Source organism: Salegentibacter sp. BLCTC (assembly GCF_015143665.1).
GTDB lineage: Bacteria > Bacteroidota > Bacteroidia > Flavobacteriales > Flavobacteriaceae > Salegentibacter > Salegentibacter maritimus.
This window is the reverse complement of the sequence record NZ_WYEW01000009.1, coordinates 107,509-122,831: the sequence shown is the minus strand read 5'-3', so window position 1 is coordinate 122,831 and position 15,323 is coordinate 107,509. Positions and strand designations below refer to the sequence as shown.

Sequence of the window (15,323 nt, the reverse complement as noted above, 5' to 3'; positions counted from 1 at the left end):
TTAAGTTAATTGGTTGTTTTTTTGTTGCCGTAAAAATATAAAGAATGTTTGGTAATTTCTATATCAAACACCTCTTCAATTGTTTTTTTTATGGACTGAATGCGTGGATCGCAAAATTCTATAACCTCACCGGTATCGGTTAAAATAACGTGATCGTGCTGCCGGTCAAAATATGACTTTTCATATTGCGCCTGATTTTGCCCAAACTGGTGTTTTCTAACCAAGCCGCATTCCAGCAATAATTCTATAGTATTATAGAGGGTTGCACGACTTACCCGGTATTTTTTGTTTTTCATTTTAATGTAGAGTGATTCTATATCAAAATGATCGTCGTTATTATATATTTCCTGAAGTATGGCAAAACGTTCGGGGGTTTTTCTATGCCCTTTTTCCTCCAAATACTTGGTGAACACGTTTTTAACTACTGCCTGATCGTTCTTATTTACAACTTTTTTGCTCATAATTCTTTGTAGCTTACAAAGGTATAGGATTATTCACGGCTAACCTTATCGATGCCGTTAATTTTTTTAAGGCGGTTAATAATAGTGTTGAGTATGGCATTGTTCTTTACTTTAAGCGTTATTTCACCGCTAAAGACGCCATCTACACTTTCAAAACCTACCTTTTGCATATTTACATTGAGGTTGCTCGAAATTTCTTTCGTTACCTCGCTCACCAAACCTAAGTTATCAATTCCGGTTAATTTTATAACAGCTTTAAAGTCTTGCTGAGAAGAATCTATCCATTTTGCCGGAATAATCCTGTAGGCATAATTACTTTGAAGCTGAAGTGCATTGGGACAATTTTTCTTATGTACTTTTATACCATCATTTACGGTTACAAAACCAAAGACCTGGTCTCCGGGTATTGGATTGCAACAATTGGCCAGTTTGTATTCTAAAGTTTCATCTTCGTCCCTTCCAAAAACAAGCTGGTCGAATTTAGAGGTAATTTCATCTTTATTGAGATCTTCAGCAATAACCGGTTTGGTGATTTTACGTTTAATATAGCTCACCAATGCGTTGCTCCTGGATGAAGCAAACTCCTTAAGTTTTTGATTGTCTATCTTACCAATTCCAACCCTATAGAATAAATCCAAACTGGTTTTTAAATTAAAATGAACAACCAATTCATTAATTACCTTTTCATTAAAAGGAATTTTTTGCGCGCGCAGTTTTCTGGTGAGAATAGCTTTGCCTTCTTCGGCTATTTCACGTTTTTCATCTTTTAAAGAAGATTTTATTTTAGCCCGTGCTCTTGCCGTAGTGGCATAGTCTAACCAGTTTACGTTTGGTTTTGCGTTTTCGGATGTTATTATTTCAACCTGGTCGCCGCTTTTTAATTGATGGCTTAAGGGGACCAATTTATTATTAACTCTTGCACCACGGGTTTTTAAACCAATTTCGGTATGAATGCTAAATGCAAAATCTAAGGGGGTAGCCCCTTTAGGCAGAGATTTTAGATCTCCTTGTGGTGTAAAGATAAATATCTCTTTAGAGTAGAGATTCAGCTTAAATTGCTCTACAAAATCTACTGCATTAACATCTGGGTTTTCAAGGGCCTCCTGTAGCCTGTTTAACCATTCTTCAATTCCGCGGTCTTCTTTCGTGTCTCCTTGCTTATATTTATAATGTGCAGCATAACCTTTTTCGGCAATTTCATTCATTCTATGACTCCTAATTTGCACTTCTACCCAACGGCCTTTTGGTCCCATTACTGTAATATGCAGGGCTTCGTAACCGGTAGATTTTGGAGAAGAGATCCAGTCTCGAAGACGGGTAGGATTAGGCCTAAAATGGTCGGTAACTATAGAGTAAATTTTCCAGGCAAGAAATTTTTCGTTGGCCTGGTCGCTTTTATAAATAATTCGGATGGCAAATTTATCGTAGACCTCATCATAACTCACATTTTGAGCCTTCATTTTACGATGTATAGAATAAATAGATTTAGGCCTTCCTTTTATATCGTAATCCAGCTCTTCCTGATTAAGGGAGTCTTCAATAATTTGTGAGAACTCTTTTATATAGGCATCCTGTTCCTCTTTGCTTTCTTTTATTTTTTTTAGGATGTCCTGGTAAACTTCGGGTTCGGTATATTTTAAGGAGAGGTCTTCCAGTTCGGTTTTAATATTGTAAAGACCAATTCTATGTGCCAACGGAGCATAAATATAGAGTGTTTCTGAAGCGATCTTTTCCTGTTTGTCACGTCTCATTGCATCCATGGTTTGCATATTATGCAACCTGTCGGCAATTTTGATAATGATTACCCGAATATCGTCGTTGAGCGTGAGTAGCATTTTCCGAAAATTCTCGGCTTGTAACGAAACATCTTTATCTTTCTTTAAGCTAGATATTTTTGTGAGTCCGTTAACGATGGTCGCCACCGTTTTTCCAAACATTTCTTCTATATCCTCAAGCGTATAAATTGTATCCTCAACAACATCGTGCAGGAGCGCCGCAACAATAGAAGTGGCGTCCAGGCCAATTTCGGAGGCTACAATTTTAGCCACAGTTATGGGATGGAAGATATAGGCTTCGCCAGATTTTCTTCGTTGATCTTTGTGTGCCTCAACAGCGGTATCAAAAGCTTTTCTAATTTGCTTTTTATCCTCGTCGTTTAGACTGCGATAGCTTATACGCAGTAGCTCTTTATACTGTCGGGCAATTTCTTTGTTTTCTTTTTCTATAGCAGCTTCTGTCATAATTTAAAAGTACGATTAAGATTATAAAGAAACAACTACAAACTGCGCTTTAGATTTTTAAATCTTTGCAACAGGGTAGGGTGTGAATAGTGCATAAAAACATAGGCCTTATGTGGCGTAAGATTACTTAAGCTGTTTCGGCTAAGTTTTTTTAAACTTGAAATTAAGGGCTGGGCTGCATAGGTTTCTTTTGCAAAATTATCGGCCTGGTATTCAAATTTTCGTGATAAATAATTCATCAATAAACCGGTAATTTCTGAAATTGGACTATACAGTATTCCAAAGGCAATTAAACCAATATGAAAACTTGGTTCTTCTACGCCCAGGGCCTGGGATAGTACAGGGCTTCCTACAAATAAAGAAAGAAGCCATAAGGTAAAACCTGTGGTTACAATAGAAGCAACTAAATTTACCAGGATATGGTTTTTTTTATAATGTCCAACTTCGTGAGCCAGTACTGCTACAATTTCTTCTTCTTCCAGGTCTTCTACTAAAGTATCAAAAAGTGTAATACGCTTTTCGCTGCCAAATCCTGAAAAATACGCATTTGCTTTAGTGCTTCTTTTAGAACCGTCTATTATAAAAATATTATCCAATTTAAAACCTACACTTGCTGCATAGGTTTCGATTTTGGTTCGTAAAGATCCTTCCTCCAGGGGGCTTTGCTTATTAAATAAAGGCACAATGAGTTTTGCATAAAACATATTAAGAAATACAGAAAAAACAGCCACAAGTATCCAGGCATACCACCAGAAATCATTTCCGGCAAATTGATAAAACCAAACTATAAGTGCCAGAATTCCACCGCCAAGTACCGCCATCATTAGCCAGCCTTTTATCTTATCTAAAAAAAAGGTTTTTTTAGTTGTTTTATTAAAACCATATTTTTCTTCAATTACAAAAGTGCTGTACCAGGAAAAAGGCGTGGTAAGAATATCACTGCCTATCATTATAATTCCGAAGAAAATCAGGGCTACCAGGATATCATTATCGGTGAAATTTCGGGCAATCCCATCTACCCAGGCAAATCCGTCAAAAACAATAAACCCCAAAGTGAGTAATACCGAAAAACTACCTGTTAAAATACCAAATCGGTACCGTTCTTTCTTATAAGCTTGCGATTTTTCGTACTCTTCCGGGTCGTAAACATCATCAAGTTCCTTTGGGATGGGATCATCAAAATGTTTTGCGTTAAGTGCATCCAAAATTTTATCGATGATAAAATCGATAATAATAATGCCAATAATAATATAAAATAGGGTTTGCGGATTCAAATGATTTTAGTTTTAATGCTGAATTATACAATACAACCCCGGTTTCTCTTTAAAAACCGCGTTGTCTTTTGGCTTCAAAAATAAGTATTCCTGCAGCAACAGAAACATTCATAGAATCAATTTCACCACTCATTGGAATAATTATGTTTTGCGTTGAATTTTCACGCCATTCTTCGCTTAAGCCCGTAGCTTCAGTACCAACTACAATGGCTGAAGCCCTGGTAAAGTCTATCGTATGATATGGCTTTGAGGCTTGCAATGCCGCGGCATATATAGAAATGTTATGTTGCTTTAAAAAAGCAATGATCTCTGAAGTGCTTCCGGTAGCAATTTTATTGGTGAATACACAGCCAACACTAGAGCGAATTATATTGGGATTGTATAAATCGGTTTTTGGGTTTGCAATAAAAACAGCATCTACTTTTGCAGCATCTGCAGTTCTTAAAATCGCGCCAATGTTTCCGGGCTTTTCTGGTGCTTCTGCGATAAGGATTAAAGGGTTTTTTGTTTTGAATGTAATATCCTGAAGCCTGTTTTCCTTTGTTTTGAAAATAGCTAAAATACCTTCAGTACTACCCCTATATGCTATTTTTTCATAAACTTCAGCAGAAATTTCAGTAATAGGAACCTGGGGTGAGTTTAGTTTTTCAACTTCCTTCAATTCAATTAAGCCGGGGCAAAAGTAAATAGCTTTTAAAGATAAGTTTCCTTTTATAGCCAGTGCTATCTCCCGTTGACCTTCTACTAAAAAAACACCTTCTTTTCGGCGTAGCCTGGATTTTTCCTGCAATTGGAGTAGGTGCTTAACTTCCTTGTTCTGTGTGCTGCTTATTTGCTTAATCATAGGCGTAAAAATAGGGAGTTTAAACCTATTGCAAAGAAAAGAGGTTAACAAAAATACCTTTACTGGTAAAACTGTTAACCTCTTAATAAATTTAGGGAAATGCAGATTACTTACTTGCGCTCTCGTACTTCTTTTTATAACGCTCGTAAAGTTCGGTTTGGTGCGTATCCAAACTTACCTGGCGGCCCTGTATAAAAGCGTGGGTAAGAATATTTCCGCGCATATCTAAAGCGTCTCCTTCACTAATAAATAGGGTTGCTGTTTTTCCTTTTTCTAAAGTCCCAACCATATTATCTATTCCAAGAATTTTGGCGGTATTTGAAGTGATTAATTTAAGGGCTTCTTCTTTTCCCAAACCATAAGCACCGGTGGTTCCGGCATAAAAAGGAAGGTTTCGAGTGTTCATTCGTTCCATGCTACCGCTACTTTCGAGGGCAACCAAAACCCCCTGGTTATGCAAAATACCCGCTAATTTATAAGGGAAATCATAATCATGGTCGTCACTGTTTGGAGTATCATGAGGCCGTTGTACCAAAACAGGAATATTATTTTCTTTTAGATCTTCAATAGCCTTATGGGCTTCATAACCCCCAACAATAACTAAATGCTCCAGTTTCTGGTCTTTTTTAAAGTCTATAACATCCAGAATTTCCTTTTTTGCGTTTACGTGAACATATACTCTTTTATCTCCGGTAAAAACATTTTTCATCGCTTCATACGCCAGATTGGTTTTTTGGTTGTTCCCGGCTAAATATGCTTTAGCTGAAGCAAAAAACTCTTCCAGTTTTAAGATTTTTTCCTGGTAGTCTTCGCTTACTTTTACTCCGGGATCTTCACCCGCCCACCAGCGGCCTCTGGTAAAGCTATCTGGCCAGTTAATATGCAAACCATCATCTTCTTTAATAACGGCGTCTTCCCAATTCCAGGCATCAAACTGTACAATAGAAGAAGTTCCCGAGATGCTCCCACCACGCGGAACAATTTGCCCCATTAGCACTCCATTTGGTCGCATGCTTTCCACAATTTTACTTTCGGCATTATAGGCAATTATACTTCTAATATGCGGAAGCATAGAGCCTATTTCGTCCTCATCGTCTGTAGCGCGTACTGCATCAATTTCTACCAAACCTAAAGTAGCGTTGGGTGCAATAAAACCGGGGTAAACGTGCTTGCCTTCGGCTTCAATAATTCTCCCACGGTATTGCATTTTTGTTTCAGTGGCATCCATTACCTGGGTGATTTTCCCATCTTCAAAAATTATTAAACTATTTTCAATTATTTCTCCATTTCCAAGGTGGGCGGTAGCCCCCACAATAGTTACTGCTTCTGTTTGTTTTGAAGCAGGGGTTTGCTGGGCAAAAGAATTTCCTATGCAGGCAAATAATGCTAGTAATATTAAATATTTCATCTTCATTCGTTCTTTTATTAATGTACTTCTTCTAATAAGTTACAGTGGATGTGTTGTTCTTCTTTTTTAGTCACCGGTTGCGTTTCTAAACCTTTGTTTTTGGCCTGCAGCATTTGGGTGATAATTTTGCTTCGTTGTTCCTGAATTTCTTCTCGTAATTCTTTGTCTTTCTCTATATCAAAGAAAACCTTTCCCTGAATAAGGGTTTTTTCAGCTTTAGCATATATAGATAATGGGTTGTCTGACCATAACACAAGATCGGCGTCTTTTCCTGTTTTTACACTTCCAACCCTATCGTCTATATGTAATAATTTTGCCGGGTTTAGGGTAACAAACTTCCAGGCATCTTCTTCAGAAACTCCGCCGTATTTTACAGATTTTGCGGCTTCCTGGTTGAGCCTTCTACTCATTTCGGCATCATCACTATTAATTGCTGTAACAATTCCCTGGCTGTGCATAATTGGTGCATTATACGGTATTGCATCATTCACTTCATATTTATAGGCCCACCAATCTGAAAAAGTAGAACCTCCCGCACCGTGTGCCTTCATTTTATCGGCTACTTTATAACCTTCCAGAATATGGGTGAAAGTATTGATTCTAAAATCAAAATTTTCGGCAACTTTCATCAACATATTAATCTCGCTTTGCACATAAGAGTGGGCTGAAACAAAACGTTCACTATTTAGAATTTCAACCAGCGTTTCCATTTCTAGATCTTTTCTAAAATCTTCGTCGTTATTTCTGGCTTCTTCATATTCTCTTGCCCTGGTAAAATAATCGGTAAAAACCTGTTCTACCCCCATACGGGTTTGCGGAAACCTGGATCGGCTTCCCCAATTAGATTGCTTTACATTTTCCCCTAATGCGAATTTTATAAATTTAGGAGAATCTTCAAAAATTAAGTCTTCAGCGTTTTCCCCCCATTTTAACCTTAAAATAGCAGAACGCCCCCCAATAGGGTTTGCCGAACCGTGTAAAAGTTGAACGGTAGTTACCCCACCGGCAAGATTTCGGTAAATATTGATATCTGTAGGGTCTACAACGTCTTCCATACTAACTTCGGCAGTAGAATTATGCCCGGCTTCGTTAATGGCAGATGCTGCAATATGGGAATGCTCGTCTATAATTCCGGAGGTTAGGTGTTTTCCAGTGGCATCAATTACACGGGCGTTACCCGCGCGAAGGTTTTGACCTATTTTCGAAATTTTTCCGTTTTTTACCAATACATCGGTATTTTCTATAATCCCTTCTTTTTCATTGGTCCAAACCGTGGCATTTTGAAAAAGAATAGTTTCTTCTTTTGGCATTTCTGAAAAACCGTATGCTTTATTAGGAAAACTTACCGGCATAATTTCACGAAGCTCCTCTTCTTTAGCTTCTTCGTCGTCATTTTCTTCTACCTCTTCTGCTTCAGCGGTTTTAGTTGAAACTTCCTTAGTTGCGGTAAACCTGGTTTCAGAGCCATCACTTAGGTAAGCAGTTCCGGAAATTTCATTAGCATTTTCTCCAATTTTAGCTACCAAACGGGTAAACGCTGTTTTTGTAGTATCGGGCGAAGAAAGTAATAAATTCATCCAGTTATTGGAAAAACTAAGCTTTGCGCCCAATTTAGTGTCGTTAGACTTTACACTGGCTTTTGGCGCTTCCGGTTTGCCGGTTATGTTAAGTTTATAGTCTTTTCCTTCTAATTTAAGCTGGTAATTACCGGTAATATCGTTGGTTTTTATTTTGTTAATCACTGTTCTTTTTCCCTGGGTCCAGTTTTCGTAGATACTTGTTTCTTCATCAAAATAATCGCCCGAGGTAATGATAAAGTTTGCCCAGGCACCTTCTTTTAGAGTTCCCAAACGATTTTCTTCTCCAAGTATTTTTGCCGGGGTTGTGGTTAAAGCGGCAAGTGCATCTTCCTTATTTAAGCCATATTTAACCGCTTTTAATAAGTTGCTTCTAAAATCTTTTTCAACATTCAGGTCGTGTGTGGTTATGGTAAACGGAATGTCATTTTCGGCAAGCATTTTAAGGTTTGCCGGGGCCTGGTTCCAGGTTTTCATTTCCTCTAAGCTGAGATGTTCTGCCAGGAAAGGGTTTTCTACATCGTAGGGATTCGGGAAATTTAAGGGAACAATAAATGTGCTTCCGGTTTCTTTAATTTCCTGCATGCGCTGGTATTCTTTACCATCGCCTAAAATCACATAATTTATGTTAAATTCTTTCCCTATTTTTCCTGCTCTTAAAGCATCAAGAAGATTATTGGTGGCAAAAATTTGGGTAAGATTTTTATTTCTGTTTAAAGCTTCCAGGGCCAAATCTTTGTTCTCAGACTTTCCCTTTTCGTACCAATTGGCATCCAAATATGCCTGCCTAATTAAAGCCATTGCCCCCATAGTAGAGGTAGGATAAGATTGGTGGGACAATTTACTTTTATCGAAAGAAAGGTATTGCGCCGAACGATCTTTTAAAATTCGTTCTCCTTCGCTGCCGGCAGGGTTTAGGGCTACCAACATTCCTGTTCCCCGAATAATACCATCGGGAACGTGGGTGTTTACTACTCCAAATCCGGCTTTATGCAGGGAAGTAGCAGCTTTATCATCATAACTAAAAACTTCTACGGCCTTAGTTTCTGGTCTAATATGGTCGTTCCAATAGTAGCCTTCACGACTAGCTTGGTATTGAGGCTGGCCATTACTTCTTTGAACTGCTTTAGGCTCTTTTACGCCAAAACTGCTGTAAAGGTCAATAAAGGAAGGATATACTTCGTTTCCTTCCAGGTCTATCACAATACTGTTTGTAGGTTCTTTAACCGATTTACCGATGGCTGTGATTTTGCCATCTTTTACAACAAAACTTCCGTTTTCAATAATTTCCTGCGGACTTACGTGAATTTTTGCATTTTTAAATACGGTGTAATTGGTTTGAGGATTTTTCACCCCATCGTTTTTGGGGAAGTATTCCTGGGCTTTACTTTGCAAACTTGCCAGAAACACCAGACATAGTAAAAGTCTTAATTTCATAAATTTTAGTTGAATTAAATGTGGTTTTGCACTTAAGAGGGGGAAATTAAGAAAATTATAACTAAGCTGAAATTTGTTTTGAAAATTAGTTGAGATTTCATTGGCACCGCCAAAGGGTGTAATATCCCGAGGCTTGCCTCGAAATTAAAAATCTGTTTCCAACGAATGCCCCGTGGCCTTACCCCGAGGTAGTTTATTGATGCCTTTTTTTCTCAGTAAATCAAAATCATGAATAATTGGTCATGATAAACTTGTTTCAGCATTTAACACGAATAGTCTATGCTTTTAAGCTCACCGAATAAATTTCGGGGTTGAGGTTTAAATTTTAGAATATGACTGTTCGAGGATATTAAATTTATTTTCTCAATCCTAAATAATGAATAGGTTAAAGGCTATTTTTTTCTTCTGAAAAATAATTAACCAGCAAGGCAACTACATAACTATAGCTTTTCATCCCGTCTGCCTGATTATTTACTATTAAAAAACGATTGTAAAAAGCCTGAAACAAAGGTTCAAACGGGTTTTGATGGGCAAGCCAAAAATCTTCTACTTCCCGGTAATTTTCTAAAATCCCCACATTCATTTTTGCTTTTAAGGTTTCAAATTTATCGGGATCCCTACGGTAAAGTTCACTTAAACAGTAGCGTAAGGCAAAGGTGTAGCCCGAATACCTAAAATAAGCATCGGGGTGATTCATCGTGCTTAAACAGGCTATAAAATTGGCCTCGTTTTCTTTTGCAAAACCTAATTGATGACCAATTTCGTGACTTGCGGTGGTAGGAATTTTATAAGCTACAATTTGCGTGTTTACCTGGGCTTCCCCGGTTAATGGATTCAGGTAGCCATTAAAGCCCATATACGAAAGCGGAATACTGTATAAGGAGCGTTTTAGGGATTCTCCTTTGTAGGTGAGTTCAGGATAAGTCTTGCTAATATTAGTAAAACCTGTTATTGTTTTTGCAAAGATTTCATCTTTAGAATAGGGAATCACTACACTTACAGAATCATTATCTGCAAGTTGTTGGTGAAGTTTGTTAGATTCGGTAATTAAAATTTCAGAAAGTGAATAAAGCTCTTCGGTAGTATAGTTATTTTCAATTTTTAAAGTTTTGTGAAGGGGCAATCGGTAGTAATTAAATCCCCAAAAAATATGAAAGCAGGCATACACTAAAGATAAAACTGCCAGGGTATCTATTAACCAAAATCTGGGGTTTCTAAATTTTTGTTGAAAACGCCTAATAAGCCAGCGAATTATTAAAATTCCGAAGAAGGTATACAGAAGGTCGCCAAGCGAAAAGGGTAAAAAGCCGTGCCCATATCGCATTAATTTAGAGATTTTAGGATAAAGAAGGTTGCTGTACCAGTTTTCAACCAACTCGGGATAACCACCCAGGAAAAAGATAAAAATTACCTGTAGCGGAAGCAAAAATGCTAAAATATAAAGTCCTTTTTTCTTCACGATTTAAAAATACAATAATTACCCAGCCTGGTTTAAAAATCTTAATCAACTCAGCCTGTATTGGTTAAATTAGTTTTAAAAAGCCGGGAAATTTTCCTTCTTTGTTAATAACCAATACCTTTGTGAAAGACCAAAATATAAAACAATGAGCGAAGAAATAAGGGAATTAGAACCAAAAATATTATGGAATAAATTTGCCGATCTAAACGAAGTGCCACGACCTTCAAAGAAAGAAGAGCGGGTTATTGAGTTTATGAAAAAATTTGGGAACAATCTTAGCCTGGAGACCCTGGTAGATGAAACCGGAAATGTAGTGATTAAAAAACCGGCCACTGCAGGGATGGAAGATAGAAAACCAATTGTTTTGCAGGCGCACTTAGATATGGTGCACCAAAAAAATAACGATACCGACTTTGATTTTGAAAACAACGGTATTAATATGTATGTAGATGGCGATTGGGTGAAAGCAAAGGGCACAACCCTGGGGGCCGATAATGGCCTGGGAGTTGCCAGTATGATGGCTATTTTAGAAAGTAAGGAGATTGAACACCCGGCCATTGAAGCCTTGTTTACCATAGACGAGGAAACAGGGATGACGGGAGCTAAAGGTTTAGACCCTAATTTACTTGAAGGGGAAATCCTTTTAAACCTGGACACCGAAGAAGATGATGAAATAGGTATTGGATGTGCCGGGGGAGTAGATATTACCGCAGTTAGAGATTATGAAGAAGAGCATACCCCAGACAATTCGGTGGGGTACCTTATTAAAGTAAAAGGTTTACAAGGTGGGCACTCCGGAATGGATATTATAAAAGGCCTGGCCAATGCCAATAAAATTATGGCTCGTGTACTTTTTGATGCGAACCGCGATTTTGGTTTACGTATGGCCGGTATTAATGGCGGGGGATTAAGAAATGCTATTCCGCGTGAAAGCGAGGCGGTTGTAGTGGTAGATAAATCTAATACCGAAACTTTTCTAACAGAAATTATACAACAGGTGCGGGAGATTAAAGCTGAATTTGCTTCTCTGGAACCTAATATGGATATTGAAATTTCTGAAACTGAAGTTCCTAACAAGGTTATGAAGGTAGAAGACCAGCAAGAAGTGGTTAAGGCGATTTCAGCGGCACATAATGGTGTTTATAGAATGAGCCCCGATATTGAAGGTTTGGTAGAAGCTTCTAATAACATTGCCAGCGTTAAGGTAGAATACGGAAAGGTGAAAATTAATTGTTTAACAAGATCATCGGTAGAATCTTCTAAAAACGATTTGGCCAATAGTTTGGAAGCTACGTTCGAGTTGGCGAAGTTTAAAGTAAAACTTTCAGGAGAATATCCCGGTTGGGCACCAAACCCTAATTCTGCTATTTTAAAAGTAGTAGACGAGTTATACCAAAAACTGCATAACGAAAAAGCAGATGTGGCAGCCTGTCACGCCGGACTTGAATGCGGAATAATTGGAAACCATTACCCCGGGATGGATATGATTTCTTTTGGGCCTACCATTAGAGGAGCACATTCACCCGATGAAAGGGCAAGTATTTCTTCAGCCCAGAAATATTGGAAATTTTTACTTGAAGTGTTAAAAAATATCCCGAATAAATAATTCGGGATTATAGTAAATTACCTCCGGGGAGGTTTAAGAGATATTAAATCTCGATTACTGAGTAAATAAAAAGGCTGTTTGATTATTAATCTTTCGTCATCCTGAACTGGTTTCAAGATCTAGTTTCAATGAAACTTAGAAGCTGAAATGAATTCAGCTTGACGTTAAGAAATAATATCAAACAGCCTTTTTTATATTCAATAAGGAAATTATTCCTTAATGCTTTCCAGCTTTACCCTAAATACAAGGTTGGTATTAGGAGGAATTACTCCGCCGGCACCACGCTCACCGTAACCTAAATGGCTGGGAATGTAAAGCAAGGCCTGGTCTCCTACACTCATTTGTTGTACTCCTTCTTTAAATCCGGGGATCATAGGTGCATCGGGGCCATAAACGATAGCCATAGGGCCATAACCGCCCTGGGCCTCACGATTAGGATTGAAAAGCCCCATTTCTTTGGCCAATTCTTTTTTACTGGTGTCAAAAATATCACCGTCTTCAAAATAGCCCTCGTATGAAACCATTACCATTTGGCCGGTTTCAGGTTTTTCGCCCTCTCCTTTTTCTTCAAAATAAATTTGAAGTCCGCTGTCTAAAGCTTTAGCTTCATCTTTATGGCTTTCAAAGGTTTTGGCCATTTCTTCTTTTGCCTCCTGGCGCTTTTTAGCTTCAGCGTCTTCTTTTTCTTTTATGGCTTGCAACTCATCTTCAAAGACTTTAGGTGCTTCAAAATTTTTGGCGTCTTTACCTTTTCTAATGATATTAACCTCTTCCATAGTAACCGTTTTAATAGGTTTGTCCTGTGGGCCGGTTTCAACTTTACCAATAGAATCTACAACATCCTGGCCTTTTAAAATTTTACCAAAAACGGTATGTCTGCCATCTAAGTTTTGGGTAGGGGCAAGAGTTACAAAAAACTGACTCCCATTGGTGCCGGGGCCTGCGTTGGCCATAGAAAGTATACCTTTAGAGTCGTGGCTTAAACTGTCTACAATTTCGTCTGGAAATTTATAACCTGGGCCTCCGCTACCGGTTCCGGTTGGATCCCCACCCTGAATAACAAAGCCATCTATAATTCTGTGAAATGTAAGTCCGTTGTAATAGTTTTTTCCTTTGTAGGTACTGTCTACCATTTTGTTGGTACCCTCGGCAAGGGAAACAAAACTGGATACGGTAATAGGGGTTTCCTCGTAAAAGAGCTCGGCTACAAAGGTTCCATAATTTGTTTTAAATTCGGCATACATCCCATCTTCTAGTTCGGGATATTCGTCGTTACAGGCAAACATGGTAAATACCATGGCAAAAAGTAGTAAAAATTTACTGGTTCTCATTTAGTATAAAAATTAAAAAGGCCACCTATGGCCCTGGGTTTAACTTATCGTTGATTTTGGTTTTCTTCTTTTTCTATAATTTTATTCAAGGTTACTTTAGTTTGTAAGGGCCAATTAGTACCTATCTTGTTTTTATCTCCATAATAACCATATGCTTTATAGGAAGGAAAAAGAAACGTGATTGTTTCTCCTTCCTGCATCAGTTTAAGCCCCTGTCTTAAACCGCTAAATAGTTTTTCCTGATCTATGGCATAGGTTCTGGTAGCTTTTTCCCCTTCGGCATAAATTACCTGTCCGTCTAATGTCTTGATACTATAATCGAAGCTTACAACATCCCCAAATTCAGGTTTTAGCGTATTGGCAGTATCTTTATTTTTTTTATTGTAAGTATACCAAAAACCATCGGGCGAAGATTGGTATTCCCGGGTAGAATCGGCAGCAATTACAGCCTCAATTTGTGCTACTTCCTTTTCCAGAAGTTCCTGGTTTTTAGCGATAGATTCACTAATGTGCGAGCCAGATTTTTGTGTGACCGGATATCTTGCTTCCGGAGACTTACAGGCTGCCAGAGCTATAATAGTTATAAGAATTAAAGTTTTTTTCATCCTTGTAATTCTTTATAATCGGGCAGGATATTATTTAATTTGGCAATGGTGTCTTCCATAGAAAGTTCACTTTTACCACCTGCGGCATTGTTGTGCCCTCCGCCTTCAAAATGTGCGCGTGCAAATTCATTTACATTAAAATCGCCCTTAGACCTAAAGGAAATTTTAATGATGCCTTCTTGTTTATTTTCAATAAAAATAAGGGCAAAAATAACATCTTCTATCGCCAACCCATAATTTACAAAACCTTCTGTATCTCCCTTCTGAAAATTATGTTTGTCCAGTTCTTCCTGAGATAAAGTGATATAAGCCGTTTTATAGTTGTGCTTTACACGAAGGTTCTGTAAAGCCGTTCCCAAAAGCTGAAGCCTACTTTCATTAAAAGTATCAAAAATATTATTATGTATTTCGTGGTTAACGGCCCCTTTGTCTATAAGTTTAGCTATTACACGGTGTGTCTCCGAACTGGTGGCACTAAACCTAAACGAACCGGTATCGGTCATAATCCCTGCATAGAGACAGGTGGCAATTTCAGGGGTGATTTTTTCTACAGCGCGTAATTTATCTATAAAATGATACACCATTTCGCAGGTAGAACTCATTTCGGCATCGCTATAGGTATAGTTGGCAAAATCTGATGGTTCCCTATGATGGTCTATCATTATAAAAACCGCTTGTGAAGCAGTTAAAATATCCTGCATATCACCAGAGCGGTTTAAGTGATTAAAATCTAGCGCAAAAACAATATCTGCATCACTTATAAGCTTGTCTGCATTTTCTTTATCTTTTTCATAAATCATTACCTCTTCATTTCCCGGCAACCATTTTAAAAACTTCGGATATTCATTGGGCGCAATCACATCTACCTGGTGCCCTTTGTTTTTTAAAAAATGCATAAGCCCTAAAGATGAGCCTATGGCATCACCATCGGGGCCTTTATGGGGTACAATAACTATATTTCGCGCCTCTGAAAGTTCGGCGGTGATTTCTAAAATTGCTTGTTCTATCATAATTGTAAAATAAAATACCCTGAAACAATTCTACAAGGTATTAAGGAAAAAAAATAATCTTTCTTCAATAA

General features: G+C 38.0%; 11 protein-coding genes. 1 reads left to right on the top strand and 10 read right to left on the bottom strand.

Annotated elements, in window-relative coordinates; translation table 11 throughout:
• Nucleotides 1-5: 5 nt before the first annotated feature.
• The 7 genes from GUB10_RS12560 to GUB10_RS12530 form a co-directional block, all read right to left on the bottom strand.
• On the bottom strand, nucleotides 6-461 hold the full coding sequence (locus GUB10_RS12560; RefSeq protein WP_057481434.1) for a Fur family transcriptional regulator: 456 nt from the start codon (nucleotides 459-461) through the stop codon (nucleotides 6-8).
• A 29-nt stretch (nucleotides 462-490) separates the two neighbouring features.
• The gene (locus GUB10_RS12555) at nucleotides 491-2,701 is read right to left on the bottom strand and encodes a bifunctional (p)ppGpp synthetase/guanosine-3',5'-bis(diphosphate) 3'-pyrophosphohydrolase (RefSeq protein ID WP_193711802.1); all 2,211 of its coding nucleotides are present in this window, start codon (nucleotides 2,699-2,701) and stop codon (nucleotides 491-493) included.
• A 35-nt stretch (nucleotides 2,702-2,736) separates the two neighbouring features.
• Nucleotides 2,737-3,975, bottom strand: coding sequence for a M48 family metallopeptidase (locus tag GUB10_RS12550; RefSeq protein WP_193711801.1), 1,239 nt, complete (start codon nucleotides 3,973-3,975; stop codon nucleotides 2,737-2,739).
• 49 nt (nucleotides 3,976-4,024) lie between these two features.
• Complete coding sequence (locus tag GUB10_RS12545) at nucleotides 4,025-4,819, bottom strand: RNA methyltransferase (RefSeq protein ID WP_193711800.1); 795 nt, start codon at nucleotides 4,817-4,819, stop codon at nucleotides 4,025-4,027.
• 106 nt (nucleotides 4,820-4,925) lie between these two features.
• On the bottom strand, nucleotides 4,926-6,233 hold the full coding sequence (locus GUB10_RS12540; protein WP_193711799.1) for an amidohydrolase family protein: 1,308 nt from the start codon (nucleotides 6,231-6,233) through the stop codon (nucleotides 4,926-4,928).
• Between the two features lie 11 nt (nucleotides 6,234-6,244).
• Nucleotides 6,245-9,241, bottom strand: coding sequence for an amidohydrolase family protein (locus GUB10_RS12535; protein ID WP_193711798.1), 2,997 nt, complete (start codon nucleotides 9,239-9,241; stop codon nucleotides 6,245-6,247).
• 385 nt (nucleotides 9,242-9,626) lie between these two features.
• Nucleotides 9,627-10,700 carry a DUF3810 domain-containing protein gene (locus GUB10_RS12530; RefSeq protein WP_193711797.1) on the bottom strand — a complete coding sequence of 358 codons (1,074 nt, stop codon included), beginning with the start codon at nucleotides 10,698-10,700 and terminating at the stop codon, nucleotides 9,627-9,629.
• Between the two features lie 145 nt (nucleotides 10,701-10,845).
• On the opposite strand from GUB10_RS12530, the gene GUB10_RS12525 reads away from it, so the two are divergent.
• Nucleotides 10,846-12,306, top strand: a complete 1,461-nt coding sequence (locus tag GUB10_RS12525) for an aminoacyl-histidine dipeptidase (protein WP_193711796.1) — start codon at nucleotides 10,846-10,848, stop codon at nucleotides 12,304-12,306.
• A gap of 209 nt (nucleotides 12,307-12,515) precedes the next feature.
• Here GUB10_RS12525 and GUB10_RS12520 read toward each other — a convergent pair whose 3' ends face one another.
• From GUB10_RS12520 to GUB10_RS12510, 3 genes are read right to left on the bottom strand one after another with little or no spacing between them, the layout of a single operon-like run.
• Nucleotides 12,516-13,637 (bottom strand): peptidylprolyl isomerase, encoded by a 1,122-nt coding sequence (locus tag GUB10_RS12520; protein WP_193711795.1) that lies wholly within the window; start codon nucleotides 13,635-13,637, stop codon nucleotides 12,516-12,518.
• Between the two features lie 44 nt (nucleotides 13,638-13,681).
• On the bottom strand, nucleotides 13,682-14,242 hold the full coding sequence (gldI, locus tag GUB10_RS12515; protein ID WP_193711794.1) for a gliding motility-associated peptidyl-prolyl isomerase GldI: 561 nt from the start codon (nucleotides 14,240-14,242) through the stop codon (nucleotides 13,682-13,684).
• Nucleotides 14,239-15,252, bottom strand: a complete 1,014-nt coding sequence (locus tag GUB10_RS12510) for a bifunctional oligoribonuclease/PAP phosphatase NrnA (RefSeq protein ID WP_193711793.1) — start codon at nucleotides 15,250-15,252, stop codon at nucleotides 14,239-14,241. Before GUB10_RS12510 ends, gldI begins: the two co-directional genes overlap by 4 nt.
• Nucleotides 15,253-15,323: the final 71 nt, after the last annotated feature.

Bases quoted from the DNA above. Each gene is read 5' to 3' on its own strand.
- GUB10_RS12555 (WP_193711802.1), bottom strand. From the start codon at position 2,701: ATGACAGAAGCTGCTATAGAAAAAGAAAACAAAGAAATTGCCCGACAG.
- GUB10_RS12510 (WP_193711793.1), bottom strand. From the start codon at position 15,252: ATGATAGAACAAGCAATTTTAGAAATCACCGCCGAACTTTCAGAGGCG.
- GUB10_RS12520 (WP_193711795.1), bottom strand. From the start codon at position 13,637: ATGAGAACCAGTAAATTTTTACTACTTTTTGCCATGGTATTTACCATG.
- gldI (WP_193711794.1), bottom strand. From the start codon at position 14,242: ATGAAAAAAACTTTAATTCTTATAACTATTATAGCTCTGGCAGCCTGT.
- GUB10_RS12540 (WP_193711799.1), bottom strand. From the start codon at position 6,233: ATGAAGATGAAATATTTAATATTACTAGCATTATTTGCCTGCATAGGA.
- GUB10_RS12525 (WP_193711796.1), top strand. From the start codon at position 10,846: ATGAGCGAAGAAATAAGGGAATTAGAACCAAAAATATTATGGAATAAA.
- GUB10_RS12535 (WP_193711798.1), bottom strand. From the start codon at position 9,241: ATGAAATTAAGACTTTTACTATGTCTGGTGTTTCTGGCAAGTTTGCAA.
- GUB10_RS12560 (WP_057481434.1), bottom strand. From the start codon at position 461: ATGAGCAAAAAAGTTGTAAATAAGAACGATCAGGCAGTAGTTAAAAAC.
- GUB10_RS12545 (WP_193711800.1), bottom strand. From the start codon at position 4,819: ATGATTAAGCAAATAAGCAGCACACAGAACAAGGAAGTTAAGCACCTA.